Raw genomic sequence first — 23,076 nt, 5'->3', positions numbered from 1 at the left:
GAGAGCATTGAATCCGGATTTCGATTCGCCCCTAAAGAGCGTGCGGAAAACCTCCAGGGCAAGGCGCATCGTCGAAGACAGTACGTTCGTACGGCGAGACGATGCAACGCAGCCATGGAGGATTTTTCGCACACTCGCAGGGCATGTCATTTGAGCAAACCGCCCTATAATACCAACGATGAAGCCTACCCTGACCATTCTCGTGCTCTACTATTCGCGCCACGGCGCCACCCGCAAACTTGCCGAACTGGTCGCCCAGGGCATCGAAAGCGTGCCCGGGGCCGAGGCGCGCCTGCGCACCGTACCCGCGGTCTCGACGGTGGCCGAGGCGACCGCGCCCGATATTCCCACGGAGGGCGCGCCCTATGTGGAGCTGTCCGACCTGGCCGAATGCGCAGGGCTGGCCCTGGGTTCGCCGACCCGCTTCGGCAACATGGCTTCCGCCGTCAAGTACTTCCTGGACGGCACCGCCGCCGACTGGGTCAACGGCACCCTGAGCGGCAAGCCGGCCGCCGTGTTCACCTCGACCGGCAGCCTGCATGGCGGCCAGGAATCGACCCTGCTGTCGATGATGATACCGCTGCTACACCACGGCATGCTGGTGCTCGGCCTGCCCTACTCCCACCCCGAACTCATGAACACGGCCAGCGGCGGCAGCCCCTACGGCGCCTCGCACTGGGCCGGCGCCGACGGCAAGCGCGCCCTCACCGAGGACGAACGGGTGCTCGCCATCGCGCTGGGCAAACGACTTGCCGCCGCCGCGGTCAAACTGCAGGAAATGCACTGATGGATACCGCAAAAGTCTTTCATGCCGGCGCCATCGCCAGCCTGATCTGGCTGATCGGCTGGCTGGTGGCCTGGGAAGTCTTCGTCGCCCCGCTGCACCCGGGCGGGTCCCTGCTCGCGCTCAAGGCGCTGCCGCTGCTGCTGCCGCTGCGCGGGGTCATCAAGCGCGACCTGTATACCCTGCAATGGTCGTCGATGGTGATCCTGGTGTATTTCGCCGAAGGCGCGGTGCGCGCCTGGGCCGACACCACGCAAGCCTCGCGCATCATGGCGCTGGGCGAAGTCGCGCTGGTGCTGGTCTACTTCGCCTGCGCCCTGCTGTTCCTGCATCCCTACAAGAAGGAAGCCAAGCGCCTGGCCAAGGAATTGCTCGACAAGGTCAAAGTGCCGCATGACTGAAGCGCCGGGCGACTTCCTCGCCGGCCTGGCGGCCATCGTCGGGCCTGAGCGGGTACTGCACGACGCGGCCGGCATGGCGCCCTTCCTGACCGACTGGCGCGGCCGCTTCACCGGACGCGCGCGCGCCGTGGTCCTGCCCGGCAGCAGCGCCGAAGTCGCCGCCGTGGTCGCCGCCTGCGCCGTGGCCCGGGTGCCGGTCGTGCCGCAGGGCGGGCGCACCGGCCTGGTGCTCGGCAGCGTGCCGGATGCGGGCGGCGCGGCGGTCGTGCTGTCGCTGCGGCGCCTGAACCGGATCCGCCACGTCGATCCCTTCAACCGCACCATGCTGGTCGAGGCCGGCTGCATCCTGCAGGACATCCAGGAAGCCGCGGCCAGCGCCGGCATGCTGTTCCCGCTGTCGCTGGCCGCCGAGGGCAGCTGCACCATCGGCGGCAACCTGTCGACCAATGCCGGCGGCACCGCCGTGCTGCGCTACGGGAATACGCGCGAACTTTGCCTCGGGCTCGAGGTCGTGACGGCGCAGGGCCAGGTCTGGGACGGTTTGCGCGGCCTGCGCAAGGACAATACCGGCTACGACCTGCGCGACCTCTTCATCGGGGCCGAAGGCACCTTGGGCGTGATCACGGCCGCCGTCCTGAAGTTGCATCCGCAACCGAAGGCGGCCCTGACCGCGATGGTGGCGCTCGATTCGCCGCAGCGGGCGCTCGACCTGCTGGTGCTGCTGCAGGAACGCTGCGGCGCCGCCCTCACCGGCTTCGAGCTGATGTCGGCGCTGTGCCTGCGGCTGGTGGCGGCCCATTTCCCGCAGCTGCCGCGCCCGTTCGCCGCGCCGCATCCGCAGTATGCGCTGGTCGAGCTGTCCAGCAGCGAGTCCGCAGCGCACGCCGCCGCGCTGATGGAAGCGTCGATCGGCGCGGCGCTCGCTTCCAGCCTCGCGCGCGACGCCGTGCTGGCGAGCTCGACCGCACAGTCTGTGGGCCTGTGGAAGGTGCGCGAATCCATATCGCCGGCCCAGGCCGCGGCCGGCAAGAACATCAAGCACGACATCTCGCTGCCGCTGTCCGCGATTCCGGCATTCATCGCGCGCACCGACGCCGCGCTCGAGGCCGCGTTTCCCGGCTGCCAGGTGGTGTGCTTCGGCCACCTGGGCGACGGCAACCTGCACTACAACGTCGCGCCGCCCGAGGGCGAAGGGCACGAGGCCTTCCTGCTGCGGCAGGACGCCGTCAACCGCATCGTCCACGACAGCGTGCTGGCGAGCCATGGCTCGATCTCGGCCGAGCACGGCATCGGCGCCCTCAAGCGCGAGGAACTGGCGCGGGTCAAGCCGGCGGTCGAGCTGGACATGATGCGTGCCATCAAGGCCGCCCTGGACCCGCTCGGCATTATGAACCCTGGCAAAATTCTGTGATCCCGAGACCACCATGCTGAAACTCTTTTCACTGGCCTTCGTTTTCCTGCTCAGCCCGGCTGCGACGGCCGGCACCATCTACAAATGCGTCGAGAACGGCAAGACCAGCTATTCCGACCAGCCCTGCGGCAAGAACCCGGTCGCGCTCGACCTGCGGGTGGCGCCTCCCGCGCCCGAAGAAGCGGCCGAGCGCCTGGCCCGTTCGAAAGCCTATCTTGCCGATGCCGAAGCCGCGCGTGCCGACGAGGATGCGCGCGCCGTGCGTGCCGCGCGCGTCGCCCAGCGGGTGCAGCGCGACCTGCAGGCCGAGCGCAAGCGCTGCGACAAGCTGCGCCTGCAGACCAAATGGGCCGAGGAAGACAGCCGGCGCGCCAGCCGCGAGGCCGGCGAGCGCGAACGCAGCAAGGCCAGGCGCCAGGCCGAGGCGCTGGCGGTGGAATGCCCGGCCTGAGCGTCCTCGCACGCTGGCTGCTGCTGGGCGAATGGCGCGCCCATCCGGTGCGCGCGCTGCTGGCGATCGCCGCCATCGCGGTCGCCGTCGCCATGGGCTTCGCCATCCACCTGATCAATGCCGCCGCCTTCAACGAATTCTCGGCCGCCGTGAAAAGCCTGTCCGGCCAGGCCGACCTGCAGGTGGCCGCGCGCGAGCCGCTGTTCGACGAAGCGGTCTATGCGCGCCTGGCCGGCCAGCCCGACGTGGTGGTGGCCTCGCCGGTGCTGGAACTCTCGGCCGGCGTCGCCACCGCCCAGGGCGCGCTGCGCATCGTCGGCATCGACGCCTTGCGCGCCGGCTTCATTTCGCCCGATCTCACCGGCGTGCCGGGCGCGGATCGCGTCGCCGACGTGCTGGCCGACGACGCCATCTTCCTGTCGCCCGCGGCGCAGACCTGGCTCGGTAAGCGCAGCGGCGACACGCTGCGGCTGCGCGCGGGCACCGGCGACGTCGCCCTGCGCGTGGCCGGTCCGGTGGCGCGCGCCAGGTCCGGCCAGCGCATCGCGGTGATGGACATCGGCGCGGCCCAGTGGCGCTTCGGCCAGCTGGGGCGCCTGTCGCGCATCGACCTCAAGCTGCGCGACGGCGTCGACCGCACGGCCTTCCGGCGTCAACTGGCCGCGGAGCTGGAACGTGATTATCCGGGCCGCTTCACGGTGCGTGAACCGGGCGACAGCGACCAGGAAGAACGCAATGCGAACCTGAGCCGCGCCTACCGGGTCAACCTCACCGTGCTGGCCCTGGTGGCGCTGTTCACCGGCGCCTTCCTGGTGTTCTCGACCCAGGCCCTGTCGGTGATGCGGCGGCGCAGCCAGTTCGCGCTGCTACGGGTGCTGGGCCTGACGCGCGGCCAGCTGCTGCGCCAAGTGCTGCTGGAAGGCGCGAGCCTGGGCGTGCTGGGCGCCCTGCTCAGCATCGCCGCCGGCTACGGCCTGGCGGCCGGCGCCCTGCATTTCTTCGGCGGCGACCTCGGCGCCGGCTACTTCCCCGGCATCCGGCCGCAAGTCCGCTTCACGCCGGTCGCCGCGCTGGTCTTCTTCGCGCTGGGCCTGGGCGTGGCGCTGCTCGGCTGCCTGTTCCCGGCCCTGGAGGCGGCGCGCGCGCGGCCGGCGGTGGCGATCAAGTCCGGCGCCGACGAGGCGGCCTTGTCGACCCTCGCGCGCATCTGGCCCTCGCTGGTCTGCCTGGCGCTGGCCGCCGCCTTCGCCTTTGCCCCGCCGGTGTTCGAGCTGCCGTTGTTCGGCTATGGCGCGATCGCCCTGCTCCTGGTCGGCGGCATCGGCCTGATGCCGCGCCTGGCCGCCGCCACCTTCCGCTGGCTGGAAGCGCTGGCGGCGCGCGGCCGGCGTGTTCCGCCGATCCTGCCTTTGGCGCTGGCGCGGCTCGCGAATGCGCCGGGCCAGGCGGCGATCGCGCTGGGCGGCGTGCTGGCCAGCTTCAGCCTGATGGTGGCGATGGGGATCATGGTGGCGAGCTTCCGCATCTCGGTGGACGACTGGATGGGACACATCCTGCCGGCCGACCTGTACGTGCGCACCGCGGCAGGCGGCAATACCGGCTTCCTGACGCCGCCGCAGCAAGCCGCCCTGAAGGCCGCGCCCGGCGTCGCGCAGGCCCAGTTCCTGCGCACCCGGCCGGTGTCGCTGTCGCCGGACCGGCCGAACGTGATCGTGATCGCGCGCGACATCGATGCGCGCGACCCGGGCCGCCTGCTGTTCCTGGTCGGCGCCGGCGCCACGCCGCCACCGGGCGCGCGCCCGGCCTGGGTCTCCGAGGCCCTGGTCGACCTGTACGGCGCACGCGTCGGCCAGCCGATCTTCCTGCCGCTGGGCGGCGGCCAGGCCGGCTTCTTCGTCGCCGGCGTGTGGCGCGACTACGCCAACCAGGCCGGCTCCGTCGTGATCCGCCTGTCCGACTACCGCGCCCTGACCGGTGAAGCCGAAGTGACCGACGCCGCCCTGTACGCGGCGCGCGGCGCGCGGGTCGAGGACGTCGAAGCCGGCGTACGCGCGCTGCCGTTCGGCGGCGCCCTGCAGATCATGTCGGCCGGCGACATCCGCGGCATGAGCCTGAAGATCTTCGACCGCAGCTTCGCGGTGACCTATCTGCTGGAGGCGATCGCGATCGCCATCGGCCTGTCGGGCGTGGCGGCGAGCTTTTCGGCCCAGACGCTGGCGCGCGCGCGCGAATTCGGCATGCTGCGCCACGTCGGCGTCACCCGCGGCCAGGTCCTGCGGATCCTCGCTTTCGAGGGCGGCTTGCTGACCCTGCTCGGCGTGGCCTGCGGTTTCGCGCTGGGACTGGTCATCAGCCTGATCCTGGTTTATGTTGTGAATCCCCAGTCCTTCCACTGGACGATGCAGCTGCATCTGCCGTGGACCTTGCTGGGGAGCGTGGCCGCGGTGCTGGTCGGCGCCTCGGTGGCGACCGCGCTGGCGGCGGGACGCTATGCGCTGTCGGGCGGTCCGGTACGCGCGGTCAGGGAGGATTGGTAATGCGTGGTGTGTTGTTCGTTCTGTTGTCGCTGTTGTGCGGGGCCTGTTTCGCCGACCCGCCGGAATTCGCGCCGGTGCGTCCCGGCACCGCCTTGACCTTCCCGCGCGACTTCGGCGCCCACCCGGAATTTCGCACCGAATGGTGGTACGTCACCGGCTGGGTCGAGACCCCGGACAAGAAGCCGCTCGGCTTCCAGGTGACGTTCTTCCGCAGCCGCACCGAGCACGATCCGCGCAACCCTAGCGCCTTTGCGCCGCGCCAGCTGGTGATCGGCCACGCCGCCCTGTCCGACCCCGAGGTCGGGCGCCTGGTGCACGACCAGAAGAGCGCGCGCGAAGGCTTCGGCCTGGCCTGGGCGCGCACCGGGAACACCGACCTGAAACTCGACGACTGGCGCATGGTGCGCGAAAGCTCGGGCAACTACCGGGTCACGATCCGCTCCAGCGAACTGACCCTGGAGCTGCGCCTGGCGCCGACCCAGCCGGTGCTGGTGCAGGGCGAAGGCGGTTACTCGCGCAAGGGCGCCAGCCCGCAGCATGCGAGCCACTACTACAGCGAGCCGCAGCTGAAGGTCAGCGGCAGCGTGGGCCGGTCCGGCAGCGCGCCGGTCGCGGTGACGGGCAGCGCCTGGCTGGACCACGAATGGTCGAGCCAAGCGTTGCAGCCCGAGGCCAGCGGCTGGGACTGGGTGGGCCTGAACCTCGACGACGGCGGCGCCCTGATGGCTTTCCAGATTCGCAAGGCCGGAGGTGGTAAACTATGGGCGCACGCCACCCACCGCGACAAGGCCGGCAAGGTGACCCGCTACGCGCCCGACCTGGTCGACTTCACGCCCAGCGCGCACTGGACCTCTCCGCGCACCGGGGCCGTCTATCCGGTCGCGGGCGAGATCGCGACCGGTCCCCTGCGCTGGCAGATCAGCCCCCTGCAGCAGGACCAGGAACTCGATTCGCGCCGCTCGACCGGCGCGGTGTACTGGGAAGGCGCGGTGACGGTGTCGCAGGGCGGGCGCCGCGTGGGCCGCGGCTACCTCGAAATGACGGGCTACGTGCGCCCGATGAAACTGTAGTACAGCTGAACCACGATCAAGAAGAATACCCCGAGACAGAATGACGAACCGCACCACCGGCAGCACCGATTCCGATTCCAGCCGCAAAGGCAGCCTGGCCGCCCTCAAGGGCTTGCTGCCCTTCCTGGCGCCCTACCGCCGCCAGTTCGTCCTGGCCGGCATCGCCCTGCTGTTCGCGGCCGGCGCCACGCTCGCCATCCCCGCCGCCTTCAAGCAGATGATCGACCACGGCTTCGGCGCGGCCGGCGTGGGTGGCAATGGCGGCCAGAGCATCGAGCACGTCGACGCCGTGTTCCTGGCCCTGTTCGGCGTGGCCGCCGTGCTGGCGGTGTCCACCGCGGCGCGCTTCTACATGGTGTCCTGGCTGGGCGAGCGCGTGGTGGCCGACGTGCGCGCGGCGGTGTACCGCCACGTGGTGCACCAGAGCCCCGAATTCTTCGAAACCACCCGCACCGGCGAAGTGCTGTCGCGCCTGACCACCGACACCACCCTGATCCAGTCGGTGGTCGGCACCAGCATCTCGCTGGCGCTGCGCAACACCCTGCTGTTCGCGGGCGGCCTGGTGATGCTGTTCGTGACCAGCCCCAGGCTCAGCGCCATCATCCTGGGCCTGCTGGTGCTGGTGGTGCTGCCGATCGTGCTCTACGGCCGCCGTGTGCGCAAGCTCTCGCGCGACTCGCAGGACCGCATCGCCGACGCCTCGGCCCTGGCCGGCGAGATCCTCAACGCCATGCCCACCGTGCAGTCCTTCACCCACGAGGGCATCGAGTCGGGCCGCTTCACGACCTCGGTCGACGGCGCCTTCGCCACCGCGATCCGCCGCATCCGGGCGCGCGCCACGCTCACCATGCTGGCGATCCTGCTGGTGTTCGGCGCCATCGTGTTCGTGCTGTGGCTGGGCGCGCACGCGGTGCTGGCCGGGACCATGACCGGGGGCGACCTCGGACAGTTCATCCTGTACGCCTCGATCGTGGCCGGCTCGGTCGGCGCGCTGTCGGAAGTGATGGGCGAAGCCCAGCGCGCCGCCGGCGCCACCGAGCGCCTGCTGGAACTGCTGGCGGCGCGCTCCGACATCCACGACCCGGCCCAGCCGCGGGCGCTGCCGCGGCGCATCGAGAACGGCGCCCGGGTCACCCTGGAAGCGGTCAGCTTCAGCTATCCCTCGCGGCTTGAGACGGCGGCGCTGGCCCACCTCGACCTCGACATCCGCCCCGGCGAAACGGTGGCCCTGGTCGGCCCCTCGGGCGCCGGCAAGACCACCCTGTTCCAGCTGCTGCTGCGCTTCTACGACCCGCAACTGGGGAGCATTCGCCTGGACGGCGTCGACATCCGCGACCTGGCCCTGCATACCCTGCGCGGCGCGATCGGCATCGTGCCGCAGGATACGGTGATCTTTTCCACCAGCGCGCTGGAGAACATCCGCTACGGCCGGCCGGATGCCAGCGACGAGGAAGTGATCGCGGCGGCGAAGCAGGCCGCCGCCCACGAATTCATCGAGCGCCTGCCGCAGGGCTACGCTTCCTACCTGGGCGAGCGCGGTGTGCGCCTGTCGGGCGGGCAGCGCCAGCGCATCGCGATCGCGCGCGCCCTGCTGAAAAACCCGCCGCTGCTGCTGCTCGACGAAGCCACCAGCGCGCTCGACGCCGAGTCCGAACGGCTGGTGCAGCGCGCGCTGGAAGCGGCCATGGTCGGCCGCACCACCATCATCATCGCGCACCGCCTGGCGACGGTCCAGCGCGCCGACCGCATCATCGTGCTGGAAGACGGCCGCGTGGTGGAAACCGGCACCCATGCCGAGCTGGTGGCGCAGCGCGGCGTCTACGCCAATCTTGCTGCGCTGCAGTTCAGCACACATATGCCGCTCGACGCGACCCTGTCATAGCGATATGCGCGGGTCAACCGCCAAATCACGCGGAGTCGTCAATACAAATTGACGCGCTCGCACGTTTGTTGATGGATTTGAGGAAACAGGTATTGTCACTTGGAAAAGTTCACGGGTATGATGCTGAACAATTCATACTTGACGGGTTACCATGTTCCACAAACTCTTCCGTCCGGCCAGCTGGAACGTCGGCACCCGAATCGGCGCCATCACCTTCGTCCTGACCGGACTATGCATCGCCGCCCTGCTGGCCGCCGTGACCCTCACGGTGTCGTCGCTGCTCACCGAGCGCGCCGAGAGCGGCGTCGCCAGCGAACTGCGCAGCGTCGCCAATACCATCGAGATGTTCGACCGCAGCGTGGGCAGCGAAGCGCGCAGCTTCGCCAAGCTGTTCCGCGCCTCCTTGCCGGGCGAGTTCGGACGCGACCCGCAGGACGGCGCCCTCACGGTCGGCGGCAAGCCGGCCGCGCTCGATAGCGCCGCGGTCGACGCTTTCGCCACCCACACCGGGGGCAGCGCGACCCTGTTCGCGCTGGACGGCGAAAACTTCGTCAGCGTCGTCACTTCCACCAGGACCGCCAAGGGCGAGCGCGCGCTCGGCGTCAAGCTCGATGCCGCCAGCCCCGCCTACACGATGCTGCGCAAGGGCGAGGCCTATTCCGGCCTGGCGCAGCTTGGCGGGCGCCAGGCGATCGCGCGCTACGAACCCCTGCGCGACGCCGGCGGCCGGACCGTGGGCGCGCTGCGCGTGGCGGTCGACATCGACGACGACCTGAAGTCGCTCAAGGAACGCGTGCGCGCCATGAAGGTCGGCGACACCGGCTACTTCTTCGTGCTCGACCCCACGCCGGGCCCGAGCGCAGGCACGCTCATCATCCACCCCGCCAAGGAAGGCAGCAATATCATCGGCAGCAAGGACGCCGCCGGCAATCACTTCGTCAAGGAGATGGTCGAGAAGAAGAACGGCAGCATCCGCTACGACTGGCAGAACCCGGGCGAGCCCGAGTCGCGCCAGAAGTTCGTGGTCTACACCCACCTGAAGGACTGGAACTGGGTGCTGGCCGGCGGCACCTACCTGGACGAGATCACCGAGGACGCCACCGCCCTGCGCAACCGCTTCATCGTGTTCGGCCTGCTGGGCCTCGCGGTGCTGGCCGCGCTGCTCTCGAACATCATGCGGCGCAGCGTCTCGCGTCCGCTGGCCGAAGTGCGGCGAGTGGCGAAACGGATCGCCGACGGCGACCTGGGCGCGCGCATCGAAGGCCGGCGCGAGGACGAGGTGGGCCTGCTGAACGACGCCATCAACACCATCGGCGCCAACCTGTCGCGCGTGGTCGGCCAGGTGCGCGACGGCGCCGAACAGATCGCCGCCGCTTCCGAACAGATCTCGACCGGCAACCTGGACCTGTGCCAGCGCACCGAAGAGCAGGCCGCCAGCCTGGCCGGCACTGCGTCCTCCATGGACCAGCTCACCGCCACCGTGCGCCAGAACGCGGACAACGCGCGCCAGGCCAATGCGCTGGTGCAGAACACCTCGAGCGTGGCGCAGAAAGGCGGCGCGACGGTGGCCGCGGTGGTCGAGCGCATGGAAGCGATCAGCCAGTCCTCGCGCAAGATCGTCGACATCATCGGCGTCATCGATGGCATCGCCTTCCAGACCAATATCCTTGCCCTGAACGCGGCGGTGGAAGCGGCGCGCGCCGGCGAACAGGGGCGCGGCTTCGCGGTCGTGGCAGGCGAGGTGCGCAGCCTGGCCCAGCGCAGCGCCGCCGCGGCGAAAGAGATCAAGCTCCTGATCGAAGCCTCGAACGGCGAGGTCGACGCCGGCGGCGCACTGGTGGCCGAAGCCGGCGCCACCATGCAGGAAGTGCTGGCCAGCGTGGGTCGCGTGACCGACATCATGGCCGAGATCACCGCCGCCAGCCAGGAGCAGAGCCGCAGCATCGAGCACGTGAACCGCGCGGTCGGCACGATGGACGAGACCACCCAGCAGACCGCCGCCGTGGTCGAGGAAGCCAGCGCAGCCGCCCAAGCCATGCAGGACCAGGCCGCCGCGCTGGCGCGCGCGGTGCGCCAGTTCCGCATCGGCGAACAGACGCAGCTGGCGGCGCCGGCGCGTCTGGCCCTGGCGCGAACGTGAGTCTTGGTTTTTTCTCAAGCTTGTTAACGGAAGGACAGGGTCGCGCTTGACGTAACGTCACCTTTGTTGTGTGTACGCGTCGCCAATGTGACTTTTGGTGAGGATTTGTTGCGCTGCGGAAAATGCAGACAGTAAGATTCGGGACTTCTCTCGTCCGAATCCCTGCCATGTCCGCCAACCACCGATATCACCCTGCCAACTGGAGCGTCGGCACCCGCATCAGCACCATCACCTTCGTGCTGATGGGCGCCGTGATCGCCGCCCTGATCGCCACGATCACCTTCACCACCTCGCGCATGCTGGAGCAGCGCGCGCTCGACAGCGTCGCCGGTGAGCTGCGCAGCGTGTCGAACACGGTGGAGATGTTCAACAAGAGCGCCAGCAGCTCCGCGAAGAGCTTCGGCCGCATTTTCCGCAACACGCTGCCGGGCGCCTTTGCGCTCGATCCCGCCACGCCGGTCGACATCGGCGGGCGCGCCACGCCGACCCTGAGCCTGGACGGCAAACCGCTGAACCTCGACTTCAGCACGCCCGACAACTTCACCGCCCAGACCGGCGGCAACGCCACCATCTTCGCCGTCGACCGCGAGGACTTCGTGCGCGTGACCACCTCGGTCAAGAAGGAAAACGGCGAGCGCGCGGTCGGCACCCTGCTCGACCGCGCCAGTCCGGCCTATGCCGCGCTGCGCGAAGGCCGCCCCTACATCGGCCTGGTGACGCTGTTCGGCAAGCAGTTCATCACCCAGTACGAACCGGCGCGCGACGCGTCCGGCAAGGTGGTCGCGGTGCTCTACGTCGGCGTCGACATCAGCGCGGACCTGAAGGCGCTGAAGGACCGCATCCGCGCGATCAAGGTCGGCGAGACCGGCTACTTCTACGTGCTGGACGCGGCGCCGGGCAAGCATTACGGCGAGCTGCTGGTGCACCCGTCGCAGGAGGGCAGCAAGCTGCTCGAGGCGAAGGACGCCGACGGCCGCTTCTTCATCAAGGAGATCCTGGAAAAGAAACAGGGCGCCATCGTCTACGACTGGCAGAACCCGGGCGAGGATGCGGCGCGCCGCAAGTTCGCGGCCTACGCCTACGTCAAGGACTGGAATTGGGTCATCGCCGGCGGCACCTACTTCGACGAGATCACCGCCGCCGCCACCGAACTGCGCAACCGCTTCATCGGCCTCGGCCTGGCGGCCCTGGCGCTGCTGGCCGCGGCGCTGTACCTGCTGGTGCGCGGGATCGTCACGCGTCCGCTGGCCGAAGTGCGCGACGTCGCACGCCGCATCGCCGACGGCGACCTGACCGCGCGCCGCGCCAGCACGCGGCGCGACGAGATCGGCCTGATGACCGAGGCCGTGAACGCGGTCGGCGCCAAGCTCTCGAGCGTGGTCGGCAAGGTGCGCGAAGGCGCCGAACAGATCGCCCACGCCTCGCAGGAAATCTCGGCCGGCAACCTCGACCTGTGCCAGCGCACCGAAGAGCAGGCCGTCAGCCTGGCCGGCACTGCCTCCTCGATGGACCAGCTGACCGCCACCGTGCGCCAGAACGCGGACAATGCGCGCCAGGCCAACCAGCTGGCCGTGACCGCATCGAGCATCGCCGAGAAGGGCGGCGCCACCGTGGCCCAGGTGATCGAGCGCATGGAAGCGATCAGCCAGTCCTCGCGCAAGATCTCGGACATCACCGGCGTCATCGACGGCATCGCCTTCCAGACCAATATCCTGGCGCTGAACGCGGCGGTGGAAGCGGCGCGCGCCGGCGAACAGGGCCGCGGCTTCGCGGTCGTCGCCGGCGAGGTGCGCAACCTGGCGCAGCGCTGCGCCGCCGCGGCCAGGGAAATCAAGGGCCTGATCGAGGCTTCCAACAACGAAGTCGAGGCGGGCGGCATGCTGGTGGCCGAAGCCGGCGTCACCATGAACGAGGTGCTGGCCGGCGTCACCCGCGTGACCAACATCATGTCCGAGATCACCGCCGCCAGCCAGGAGCAGACCGCCGGCATCGAGCACGTCAACGCGGCGGTCGGCGCGATGGACGAGACCACCCAGCAGAATGCCGCGCTGGTCGAGCAAGCCAGCGCCGCAGCCCAGGCCATGCAGGAACAGGCCGCCGAACTGGCGCGCGCGGTGCGCCTGTTCCGCCTCGACGACGAAGCGCAGGCGCTGCAGGCGCCGGCACGCCGCCTCGCATTGGCGGCCTGAGGTTTCTTGGCCGAGCCAGTTCGGTGTAGAGTGGCGGGCTTCGACAGGAGCCCGCCATGACCGACCAGGAACTGCAACGCCGCTGCCACACCGTCTTCCCGGGCCACCGCGCCCGCACGCCCGCCGAGATGTTCTCCGCGATGGCCGCGTGGTGCGAGGCGAACGGCGTCGAACATGACGTCTACGGCAGCGGCGCCCTGCTGCAGGAATTCGAAGCGAAGGTCGCGCGCCTGCTCGGCTTCGAAGCCGCGGTGTTCTGCATCAGCGGCACCATGGCCCAGGTCACCGCGCTGCGCCTGGCCTGCCAGGACCGCGGCCGCGACCTGGTGGCCCTGCACCCCACCTCCCACATCTTCGTGCACGAACGCTCGAACTACCAGCTGCTCGGCCACTTCAAGGCGCTGCAGGCCGGCGACCGGCACCACCCCTGGACCGTGGCCGACCTGGCCGCGATTCCCGACCGCCTGGGCGCCGTCGGCCTCGAGCTGCCGCTGCGCGAGATCGGCGGCCAGCTCTCGTCCTGGGACGAACTCGCGGCGATCAAGGCCCACGTGGCCGCGCGCGGCGCCCACCTGCACATGGACGGCGCGCGGCTGTGGGAAGCGGCCGCCGGCTACGACAAGCCGCTGCACGAAGTCGCGGCAGGTTTCGACTCGGCCTACGTCTCGCTGTACAAGGGCGTCGGCGGCCTGGGCGGCGCCATGCTGGCCGGCAGCCGCGACTTCGTGGAACGCGCCGCCGAATGGTTCCGGCGCCAGGGCGGCAACGTGATCCACCGCTCGCCCTACGCCGTCGCGGCGGCCATGCAGTTCGACGAACGGCTGGCGGCGATGCCGGATTACCTGCGCCGCACCCGCTTCCTGTACCAGGCCTTGCAGGCGCATCCGGCCATCAAGGTCAATCCCGCTGCCCCGCAGGTCAACATGCTGCACCTGCATTTGCCGGTGTCGCCGGAACGCGCGCTCGAGATCCGGCGCGAGCTGGCCGAGCGGCATGGCGTGTGGCTGTTCAACCGCATCGCGAGCGGCGTCCTGGCGGGCGCCAGCAGCTTCGAGCTGTACGTGGGCGACAACCTGCTGCGCGCGTCGGACGCGCAGGTCGTCGATGCGCTGGCGCTGTTCGCGGCTGCGTTGGAGGCGCCTACCCGGCAGGCATAAAGCGGCGCTGCGCGGACCGGGGCGCGGCTTCGCTTGCTAGAATCGCGGGTTTCCATCCGCCCCATCTTCATGCCACGTTTCGCCTTCCTGCGTCCGGCGCCGCTCGCGCGCATCGCCGTCCTGCTCCTGTGCGCCGCCTTCGCCCTCCTGTGCCTGGCGCGCGCGCGCCTGATCGGCGACGGCATGGAATACCTGGCGATGGCCCAGGGCTTCGTGGTCCACGGCTCGCCCGATCTGCGGCGCGCCGACGTCGCCGCCCTCCAGGCGATGCCGCCCAAGGCGCTGGCGCGCGGCGGCCTCGAACCGCGCATGCTGGACGACGCGATCGGCCGTATCGAGCGCGACGGGGTGATCGTGCACGGCTTCGCGCGCGCCGTCGACGGCGGCATCCACGCCGTGCACTTCTGGATGTACTCGCTGCTGGCCGCGCCCTTCTACGCGCTGGTGGCGGCCCTCGGCCAGAATCCCTTCATGGCGCCGGTCCTGCTGAACCTCGCCATCGCGGCCTGCGGCGCCTGGTGCATCCGGCGCTGGTTCCCGCGCGCCGGGCTGCCCGAACTCGGGCTGTTCGCGCTCATGGGGCCGCTCTACTACACGGTATGGATCGGTCCCGAAGTCATGGCCGGCTGCTGCGTGCTGCTGGCGGTGCTCGCCGCCCTGCGCCGCGACCTGCCGCTGTGCGTGGCCCTGGCCGGCCTCGGCGCCACCCAGAACCCGTCGATCGCGGGCCTGATCCCGGCGGCGGGCGCCTATGCCCTGCTCTATCGCTGGGCGCCGGCGCTCGTTCCCTTCCCCGACCTCGCCGCGGCCAGCGGCCGCCTGCGCGGCGCGGCATTGAGCGTCGGCGGGTTGTTGCTCGCCGTCCTGCCCTACGTGCATAACCAGGCGGTGTTCGGCATGCCAAGCATCATCAGCCACTATTACACCGACGTCGGCCTGATCCGCCCGGAGCGCCTGTTCTCCTTCCTGTTCGACTTGAACCAGGGCCTCCTGATTGGCTTCCCGGCGCTGTTGTCCTGCATCGCGCTGGTGGTGCTGGCTGGCCGGCGCCGTACCTGGCTGCCGCACCTGGCGATCGCCCTGCTGCTGGCCCTGGGCATGGCGCTGCCGACGCTGGCCGCGGCCAACTGGAGCAGCGGCGCCATCGTGGTCGCGCGCTACGCCTACTGGACCTCGATGCCGGTCCTGGCCGTGTGCCTGGCCGCGATGACGCAATGGGAAGCGCGCCGCCGCTGGCTGGCGCTCGGCCTGGCCCTGCTGCTGCAAGCCGCCGCCACCTGGAACGCCTTTCCCTCGCGCCGCGCGCCGACACTGCACACGCACGCCGCCACCTGGGTGCTCGGCCACGCGCCCCACCTATACAACCCCGATCCCGAAATCTTCCTGGAACGCGAACGTCGGCGCGAAGACCCGGTGACGCCGGACCAGGTCGTGGTGCACCGCGGGCCGGCAGGGCCGACCAAGTTGATGCGCTTCTGGTCGAACGGCGGGGACGACGGCGGCCTGTGCGCATCCGGCGCCCACCTGGAGGCGGACCATGTGAAGACCCTGGCCTCGGGCTGGCGCTACTACAGCGGCCCGCTGCGCTGCGCGCCCGGCGCGTCGCCCTTCCTCCACATCGCGATCACGCCGGACACCGCCTCGATGCTGTTGGAGGGATGGCCGGCGTCGACGGGGCCGGTGGTCTGGAACACCGGCCGCCACGCCGCGCTGCGCATCGAGGTGCCGCCGGGGCGCCGGCCCGCCCTGCTCGGCCTGCGCGGCTACTACCACCATCCCGTGCGCCGTTCGCGCGTGTCGATCAACGGCGTCGACCTGGGCGTCGTCGCGCTCGGCCAGGCGCCGCTGGTCTTGCCCGCCTCATTGCAAGACGCCCGTGTACTCGAGATCCGCTTCGAGCACACGCGCGAGCCACGGCCTGCCGTGCCCGGCGAACCTCCGCTCGGCTTTTTCCTGCACGGGGTCGACATCGAACTGGCCGACTAGCACCGCCGCGCGCCGCCTCGGTTACAATGTCAGGCTGTACCTTTTTGCAATCCCCCCATGCGCCAATACCTCGAGTTCATGCGCCATGTGAAAGAGCATGGCGCGGTCAAGACCGACCGCACCGGCACCGGCACCCTGTCGGTGTTCGGCTACCAGATGCGCTTCGACCTGCAGCAGGGCTTCCCGCTGCTGACGACCAAGAAAGTCCACCTGAAGTCGATCATCCATGAACTGATCTGGTTCCTGCAGGGCTCGACCAATATCGCCTACCTGAAGGATAAGGGCGTCACGATCTGGGACGAATGGGCGGACGAGAACGGCAACCTGGGCCCGGTCTACGGCTACCAGTGGCGCAGCTGGCCGCTGCCGAACGGCGGCCACGTCGACCAGATCTCGCAGGTGCTCGCGCAGATCCGCAACACGCCGGATTCGCGCCGCATGATTGTCTCGGCCTGGAACGTGGCCGACGTGCCCGACATGAAGCTGCCGCCCTGCCACGCCTTCTTCCAGTTCTACGTGGCCGACGGCAAGCTGTCCTGCCAGCTGTACCAGCGCAGCGCCGACATCTTCCTGGGCGTGCCCTTCAATATCGCCTCCTACGCGATCCTGACCCACATGATGGCGCAGCAGGCGGGCCTGGAAGTGGGCGACTTCGTCTGGACCGGCGGCGATTGCCACCTGTACAGCAACCACCTGGAACAGGTCGATCTGCAGCTGTCGCGCACGCCGAAGGAACTGCCGCGCCTGGTGATCGCGCGCAAGCCGGACTCGCTGTTCGACTACCGCTTCGAGGACTTCGTGGTCGAGGGCTACGATCCGCATCCCGGCATCAAGGCGCCGGTGGCCGTGTAAGCGTCGATCCCGGTCCTTGACTTTACGCTTTCAAAGCGACAATATCCACCATCGTAAATACTAGACAGAGCACGATGTCCAATGACCTGACCCTCGTGGTCGCGATCGACGCCGCGCGCGGCATCGGCGTCGACAACCAGCTGCCCTGGCGCCTGCCGGCAGACCTCGCCCACTTCAAGCGCGTCACCCTGGGGAAACCCATCGTCATGGGCCGCAAGACCTTCGACTCGATCGGCCGCCCGCTGCCCGGGCGGCGCAACATCGTCATCACCCGCAATGCCGGCTGGTCGCACCCCGGCGTGGAAACGGCGGGCTCCCTGGATGGCGCCATCGCGCTGCTGCAGGGCGAGCCGGCCAGCATCATCGGCGGCGCCCAGGTGTTCACCCAGGCGATGGCGGTGGCGACCCGCATGATCGTCACCGAGATCGACCACGTGTTCCGCTGCGATACCTTCTTCCCGCCGATCGACCCGGCCGCCTGGGTCGAGACCGCGCGCGAGCCCCATGCTCCGGAGGGCGACGGCGTCGCTTACGCCTTCGTGACCTACGAACGCAAGGAGCAGGCATGAGCGACGCGGCAATCCGCACTCCCGGCACCCGGGGCGGCGACGGCTTCGCCGGCAAGGTGGCGGTCCTGATCGCCATTCTCGCCACCCTCGGCACCATGTTCGGCTTCATCGGCAGCGCCTCGCACAACAACGCCTCGCTCTACAAGAGCAATGCGGCGATCGCCAAGACCAGCGCCGCCAACGCCTGGGCCCACTACCAGGCCAAGTCCGGCCGCCAGGCGCTGGCCGAGCTGGCCGCCGCCCTGCCCGGCGTCGACCAGGCCTTCTACCGCGAACAGGTTCGCCGCTACGGCCTGGAGAAGGAAACCATCCGCAAGGAAGCCGAGCGCCACGAGGCCGAGTCGAGCGAATGGAACGACTTGTCGGACAAGGAGCTGCACCGCCACCGCCAGTGGTCGGCCGCGTCGGTGGCCCAGCAGGTGGCGATCTCTTTGGCGGCGATCACCCTGCTGTCGCGCCGCACCTGGCTGCTGGTGCTGACCAGCGCCGTGGCCGCCTTCGGCGTGACCCTGGCGCTGTTCGCCGCCATCCATGCCGATCCGGTGCCGTTCTCCGCTGCTCCACTGGTGGCCGCGGTCGGCGCGGCGCTGCTCACCGAGGGCTTCCGGCGTCTCGGGCGGCGCGTGACCGAGCCGCGACCCGACTAGCGCACCCACGTGTGCGCCCCCGCATGCCCGAAGTGCTTACTCTTATAAAAGAGTTTGCAAAAAAACTTGCACCGGCGCCCGTGATTTCTGCGAAAATCCGTTTCCTCTTTTTCCCGGTGCCGTGGCCGGCGGTCGAGCCCCTTCGGGTCCGCCGCTTCCACGGCGCTTCGCTTTGGAGCTGTCCATGAAATTTCGTTTCCCCATCATCATCATCGACGAGGACTTCCGTTCCGAGAACACCTCGGGTCTCGGCATCCGCGCGCTCGCGGCCGCGATGGAGCAGGAAGGCATGGAAGTGCTCGGCCTGACCAGCTACGGCGACCTGTCCCAGTTCGCCCAGCAGCAGTCGCGCGCCTCGGCCTTCGTGCTCTCGATCGACGACGAGGAATTCGGCGGCGGCACGCTGGAGGAAACCGACGTTGCCCTGAGCAGCCTGCGCGCCTTCGTGCAGGAGATCCGCCACAAGAACGCGGACATCCCGATCTATATCTACGGCGAGACCCGCACCAGCCGTCACATCCCGAACGACATCCTGAAGGAGCTGCACGGCTTCATCCACATGTTCGAGGACACCCCGGAATTCGTCGCGCGCCACATCATCCGCGAAGCCAAGGCCTACCTCGATTCGCTGGCCCCGCCCTTCTTCCGCGCGCTGGTCAACTACGCCTACGATGGCTCCTACTCGTGGCACTGCCCGGGCCACTCGGGCGGCGTCGCCTTTTTGAAGAGCCCGATCGGCCAGATGTTCCACCAGTTCTTCGGCGAGAACATGCTGCGCGCCGACGTCTGCAACGCGGTCGAGGAACTCGGCCAGCTGCTCGACCACACGGGCCCGGTGGCCAAATCCGAGCGCAACGCCGCGCGCATCTACAGCGCCGACCACTGCTACTTCGTCACGAACGGCACCTCGACCTCGAACAAGATGGTCTGGCACAGCACCGTCGCGCCGGGCGACATCGTGGTGGTCGACCGTAACTGCCACAAGTCGATCCTGCACTCGATCATCATGTGCGGCGCGATCCCCGTGTTCCTGATGCCGACCCGGAACAACCTCGGCATCATCGGCCCGATCCCGCTGGAAGAGTTCACGCCCGAGTCGATCGCCCGCAAGATCGAGGCCAATCCGTTCGCGCGCGATGCGGTGAACAAGAAGCCGCGCATCCTGACCATCACCCAGTCGACCTACGACGGCGTGGTGTACAACGTCGAGACCCTGCGCGAGATGTTGGACGGGAAGATCGACACCCTGCACTTCGACGAAGCCTGGCTGCCGCACGCGACCTTCCACAGCTTCTACAAGAACATGCACGCGATCGGCCAGGACCGCCCGCGCGCCAAGGAGTCGATGATCTTCTCGACCCAGTCGACCCACAAGCTGCTGGCCGGCCTGTCGCAGGCCTCGCAGGTGCTGGTGCGCGAATCGGAAACCGTGAAGCTCGACCAGGACGCCTTCAACGAGGCCTACCTGATGCACACCTCGACTTCGCCCCAGTACTCGATCATCGCCTCCTGCGACGTCGCCGCCGCCATGATGGAAGCGCCGGGCGGCACCGCGCTGGTGGAAGAGTCGATCCTGGAAGCGCTGGACTTCCGCCGCGCCATGAAGAAGGTCGACGCCGAGTACGGCGACGACTGGTGGTTCAAGGTCTGGGGCCCGGACGTGCAGTCGGAAGAAGGCATCGGTGGTCAAGAGGACTGGATGATCCATGCCGAGGACGACTGGCACGGCTTCGGTAAACTCGCGCCGGGCTTCAACATGCTGGACCCGATCAAGTCGACCATCGTGACCCCGGGCTTGAGCCTCGACGGCCAGTTCGGCGAGACCGGCATCCCGGCCTCGATCGTGACCAAGTACCTGGCCGAGCACGGCGTGATCATCGAGAAGTGCGGCCTGTACTCCTTCTTCATCATGTTCACGATCGGCATCACCAAGGGCCGCTGGAACACCCTGGTGACCGCGCTGCAGCAGTTCAAGGACGACTACGACCGCAACGCCCAGATGTGGCGCGTGATGCCGCAGTTCGCCGCGGCCAACCCGCGTTATGAAAACCGCGGCCTGCGCGACCTGTGCACGGAAATCCACCAGTTCTACAAGCAGTACGACGTGGCGCGCCTGACCACCGAGATGTATTTGTCGGACATGGTGCCGGCGATGAAGCCGTCGGACGCGTTCGCGAAGATGGCGCACCGCCAGATCGAGCGCGTGGCGATCGACGAGCTGGAAGGCCGCATCACCGCGATCCTGCTGACGCCTTATCCGCCGGGTATTCCGCTCCTGATTCCGGGCGAGCGGTTCAACAAGACGATCGTGGATTACCTGCGCTTCGCACGTGACTTCAACGAGCGGTTCCCGGGGTTCGAGACCGACGTGCACGGGCTGGTGAAGAGGGAAGTGGATGGGAAGCGCGGGTATTTCGTGGATTGCGTGATGCAGGACGCTTAAGAGGTATTCACGCAAACTTGGGTCCCGGCGAAGGCCGGGACCCAAGTTCGCTATTTCGCCACCAACCTCAAGTCTTGGGCAACGTCACCCCGTGCTGCCCCTGATACTTCCCACCGCGATCCTTGTACGAGGTCTCGCACACTTCATCCGACTCGAAGAACAGCACCTGCGCGCAGCCTTCGCCCGCATAGATCTTGGCCGGCAGCGGCGTGGTATTCGAGAACTCCAGGGTCACATAACCCTCCCACTCCGGCTCGAACGGCGTCACGTTGACGATGATGCCGCAGCGCGCGTAGGTCGATTTGCCGAGGCAGACGGTCAGCACGTTGCGCGGGATGCGGAAGTACTCGATGGTGCGGGCCAGCGCGAAGGAGTTCGGCGGGATGATGCAGACGTCGCTCTTGATGTCCACAAACGAATTCGAATCGAAGTTCTTCGGGTCGACGATGGTGCTGTTGATGTTCGTGAACACCTTGAATTCGTCGGCGCAGCGGATGTCGTAGCCGTACGAGGAAGTGCCGAAGGAGATGATCTTGCGCCCGTCGGACTCGCGCACCTGGCGCGGTTCGAAGGGTTCGATCATGCCGGTTTCTTCCGCCATGCGGCGGATCCATTTGTCGCTCTTGATAGCCATTGTCGAAATTCCAAGAAATCAATCCCGCGATTTTACGCTAAATGGCGGCCTCCGGCACTGTCAATGGCAGGAGCGTTTGAATCATGTCGTGGGTGAGCTTCGCCGTGGCTTCCGGCTTCTCCAGCGGGTACAGGTGGCCGCCCTCGATCATCACCAGGTTGGCGCCCACCAGCCTGCGGGTGGCCTCCAACCCGGCCTGGCGCAGCTCTTCCGAGGTAGTGCCGGCGATGAAGCCGATCGGCACCGGATAAGGCTCGCGGATGATGGCGCCCATGTGATGCGGCAGGGTGTTGTAGATCCGCGTTTCGACGGCGCGGTCGAAGCGCAGCTGTACGCCGTCCGGATGGGGCGTGAGGCCGTGGTCGAGGTAGTCGTCGAGCGCGCCGGGCGCCCAGGCCTGGAACATCGGTTTCGAGATGAAGTGCTGGTAGGCGGCGGCGCGGTCCGGCCACACATTGCGGCGCCGCTCCGAAAAGCGCGCGGGCGAAAAGCGCGAGCCGAGGCCGCGCGCCTTGACCATGCGCCAGGCGAAGGCGCGCCAGCCGGCGACCACCGGCGAATCGAGCATCACGACGCAGCGCGCCAGTTCCGGGCGCTGCTTGGCCGCCATCATGCTCAGCATGCCGCCCAGCGAATGGCCGACCAGGATCGGCGGCTGGTCGTAGCGTTCCAGATGGTGGATCAATTCGTCGACCAGTCCATGCCAGCCGTCGCCCACCGGAAAGCGCGGGTCGTGCCCGTACATATCATGGGCGCGCACTTCGTAGTGGGCGCCGAGGGCCTGGAACAGCCGGCCGTAGGTGCCGGCCGGGTAGCTGTTCCCGTGGGAGAAATGCAGCAGGGGTTTGCTCATGCGCTTCCAGCTTCATTGACGATGACGGTCCATTGTAATGAAGCTGGAACACGCATGAACCCGGTTTAGAGGGAAACGCCTACAGTGAGGGTCGCCACGTAGCCCTGCGTCGCATTGCCTGTTACGCTCGCCATCTGCAGGGCCGTGCCGTCGCTGAACACATTGTCCGTGGCGAAGCTGATGCGGGCCAGGTTGCTCACGCTGGTGGCATAGCCGCTGGTGGCGTAGGCTTCGTTCAGGGTCGCCAGCGGGAAGGCGAACTGCGAAGTCTTGACCCGGTTCGATGCGCTGCTCGCTTTCGCCAGGGTCGGGTAGACCTCGAAGTGCACGTGCGGCATGCGGCCGTCGTAGCAGCCGGGGAAGATGGTCTGGAAGGTGACCACGCCCTGGCTGTCGGCTTCCTGCACGCCGCGCAGGTAGTTCTCGTTCACGATGCCGGTCGAGTACAGCGAATAGCCGCCCTCGCGGGTACAGTGCCACAGGTAGACCGCCGCGCCGGCCGCCGCCGCGCAGTTGGCGGCCACGTTCACGAGCTGCAGTCGGATCGTCAGCGGGATGCCGGCCGCGACGCCGCTGGCGCCGGCCACGCTGGCGCGGATGTCGCTGCGCACGATGCCGGACAGGACCAGGGCATTGGCGACACCGTTGGCGTTGCGGTTGGTGCCGTCGCCGGGGTAAGGGCCGCCGGTTTCTTCGGGGATGACGGTGCACGCCGCGGTCGTAGTGGCGCCGCTGCCGCTGCTGCCAGTGGACGAGGATGCGGTGCCGCTGGATTCCTCGGCGCCTCCGCCGCAGCCGGCCAGCGGGATCGCGGCTGCGCCGGCCAGCAGCCAGCGCAGCGACTGGCGGCGGCTTGCGGCGATGTTCATCATGGTCGCGAGGTCGTCGGCCAGGGTGGTGTGATCGTGTGCCATCGGGTTCTCCTTTTTCGATGTTCAACGGCGCGGGCCACGTGGGCCGCGTTCGCTGCCGAGGAACAGGGCGATGCGGCGATGAGAGGTGGTCATGGCCCTGTCCTTTGGGTGGTTCGGAAGGCGCATTGTGGTTTTTCGACCTGTTAAACGCGGTTA

General features: G+C 68.5%; 18 protein-coding genes. 15 read left to right on the top strand and 3 right to left on the bottom strand.

Going from position 1 to position 23,076, the window contains the following annotated elements; genetic code table 11:
- The first annotated feature begins 178 nt into the window (after positions 1 to 178).
- The 15 genes from wrbA (at position 179) to LQ564_RS09610 (ending at position 20,519) form a co-directional block, all read left to right on the top strand.
- Entirely contained in the window at positions 179 to 787 is a 609-nt protein-coding gene (wrbA, locus tag LQ564_RS09680) for an NAD(P)H:quinone oxidoreductase (RefSeq protein WP_231057892.1), read from the top strand.
- Positions 787 to 1,185 carry a DUF2069 domain-containing protein gene (locus LQ564_RS09675; protein WP_231057891.1) on the top strand — a complete coding sequence of 133 codons (399 nt, stop codon included), beginning with the start codon at positions 787 to 789 and terminating at the stop codon, positions 1,183 to 1,185. The genes wrbA and LQ564_RS09675 overlap by 1 nt, the downstream gene beginning before the upstream one ends.
- Positions 1,178 to 2,596 (top strand): FAD-binding oxidoreductase, encoded by a 1,419-nt coding sequence (locus LQ564_RS09670; protein WP_231057890.1) that lies wholly within the window; start codon positions 1,178 to 1,180, stop codon positions 2,594 to 2,596. The genes LQ564_RS09675 and LQ564_RS09670 overlap by 8 nt, the downstream gene beginning before the upstream one ends.
- A gap of 13 nt (positions 2,597 to 2,609) precedes the next feature.
- Positions 2,610 to 3,047 carry a DUF4124 domain-containing protein gene (locus tag LQ564_RS09665; protein ID WP_231057889.1) on the top strand — a complete coding sequence of 146 codons (438 nt, stop codon included), beginning with the start codon at positions 2,610 to 2,612 and terminating at the stop codon, positions 3,045 to 3,047.
- Positions 3,035 to 5,584, top strand: coding sequence for an FtsX-like permease family protein (locus tag LQ564_RS09660; RefSeq protein WP_231057888.1), 2,550 nt, complete (start codon positions 3,035 to 3,037; stop codon positions 5,582 to 5,584). The genes LQ564_RS09665 and LQ564_RS09660 overlap by 13 nt, the downstream gene beginning before the upstream one ends.
- Positions 5,584 to 6,654, top strand: coding sequence for a lipocalin-like domain-containing protein (locus LQ564_RS09655; protein ID WP_231057887.1), 1,071 nt, complete (start codon positions 5,584 to 5,586; stop codon positions 6,652 to 6,654). Before LQ564_RS09660 ends, LQ564_RS09655 begins: the two co-directional genes overlap by 1 nt.
- A gap of 40 nt (positions 6,655 to 6,694) precedes the next feature.
- Positions 6,695 to 8,536, top strand: coding sequence for an ABC transporter transmembrane domain-containing protein (locus LQ564_RS09650; RefSeq protein WP_231057886.1), 1,842 nt, complete (start codon positions 6,695 to 6,697; stop codon positions 8,534 to 8,536).
- A gap of 151 nt (positions 8,537 to 8,687) precedes the next feature.
- Positions 8,688 to 10,676: a methyl-accepting chemotaxis protein gene (locus LQ564_RS09645; RefSeq protein WP_231057885.1), complete on the top strand. Its 1,989-nt coding sequence runs from the start codon at positions 8,688 to 8,690 to the stop codon at positions 10,674 to 10,676.
- Positions 10,677 to 10,843: 167 nt separating this feature from the next.
- Positions 10,844 to 12,865, top strand: coding sequence for a methyl-accepting chemotaxis protein (locus tag LQ564_RS09640; protein WP_231057884.1), 2,022 nt, complete (start codon positions 10,844 to 10,846; stop codon positions 12,863 to 12,865).
- Between the two features lie 56 nt (positions 12,866 to 12,921).
- Complete coding sequence (locus LQ564_RS09635) at positions 12,922 to 14,022, top strand: threonine aldolase family protein (RefSeq protein ID WP_231057883.1); 1,101 nt, start codon at positions 12,922 to 12,924, stop codon at positions 14,020 to 14,022.
- A 69-nt stretch (positions 14,023 to 14,091) separates the two neighbouring features.
- A complete protein-coding gene (locus tag LQ564_RS09630; RefSeq protein WP_231057882.1) occupies positions 14,092 to 16,008 on the top strand; it encodes a hypothetical protein in 1,917 nt (638 codons plus the stop codon).
- Between the two features lie 57 nt (positions 16,009 to 16,065).
- Positions 16,066 to 16,860, top strand: coding sequence for a thymidylate synthase (gene thyA, locus LQ564_RS09625; RefSeq protein ID WP_231057881.1), 795 nt, complete (start codon positions 16,066 to 16,068; stop codon positions 16,858 to 16,860).
- A gap of 74 nt (positions 16,861 to 16,934) precedes the next feature.
- Entirely contained in the window at positions 16,935 to 17,429 is a 495-nt protein-coding gene (locus tag LQ564_RS09620) for a dihydrofolate reductase (RefSeq protein WP_231057880.1), read from the top strand.
- Entirely contained in the window at positions 17,426 to 18,076 is a 651-nt protein-coding gene (locus LQ564_RS09615) for a DUF4337 domain-containing protein (protein WP_231057879.1), read from the top strand. Before LQ564_RS09620 ends, LQ564_RS09615 begins: the two co-directional genes overlap by 4 nt.
- Positions 18,077 to 18,260: 184 nt before the next feature.
- Positions 18,261 to 20,519 carry an arginine/lysine/ornithine decarboxylase gene (locus LQ564_RS09610; RefSeq protein ID WP_231057878.1) on the top strand — a complete coding sequence of 753 codons (2,259 nt, stop codon included), beginning with the start codon at positions 18,261 to 18,263 and terminating at the stop codon, positions 20,517 to 20,519.
- Between the two features lie 67 nt (positions 20,520 to 20,586).
- Here the strand turns inward: LQ564_RS09610 and dcd are convergent, their stop codons facing one another.
- From dcd to LQ564_RS09595, 3 genes are all read right to left on the bottom strand, one after another.
- Positions 20,587 to 21,153 carry a dCTP deaminase gene (gene dcd, locus LQ564_RS09605; protein ID WP_231057877.1) on the bottom strand — a complete coding sequence of 189 codons (567 nt, stop codon included), beginning with the start codon at positions 21,151 to 21,153 and terminating at the stop codon, positions 20,587 to 20,589.
- Between the two features lie 37 nt (positions 21,154 to 21,190).
- Positions 21,191 to 22,006, bottom strand: a complete 816-nt coding sequence (locus LQ564_RS09600; protein WP_231057876.1) for an alpha/beta fold hydrolase — start codon at positions 22,004 to 22,006, stop codon at positions 21,191 to 21,193.
- A 65-nt stretch (positions 22,007 to 22,071) separates the two neighbouring features.
- Entirely contained in the window at positions 22,072 to 22,920 is an 849-nt protein-coding gene (locus LQ564_RS09595) for a dioxygenase family protein (protein WP_231057875.1), read from the bottom strand.
- Positions 22,921 to 23,076: the final 156 nt, after the last annotated feature.

This window comes from Massilia phyllostachyos, assembly GCF_021044825.1.
Classification (GTDB): Bacteria; Pseudomonadota; Gammaproteobacteria; order Burkholderiales; family Burkholderiaceae_D; genus Telluria; species Telluria phyllostachyos.
Note: the sequence above shows the minus strand (reverse complement) of the source record. Positions and strands in the feature narration are given on the sequence as shown.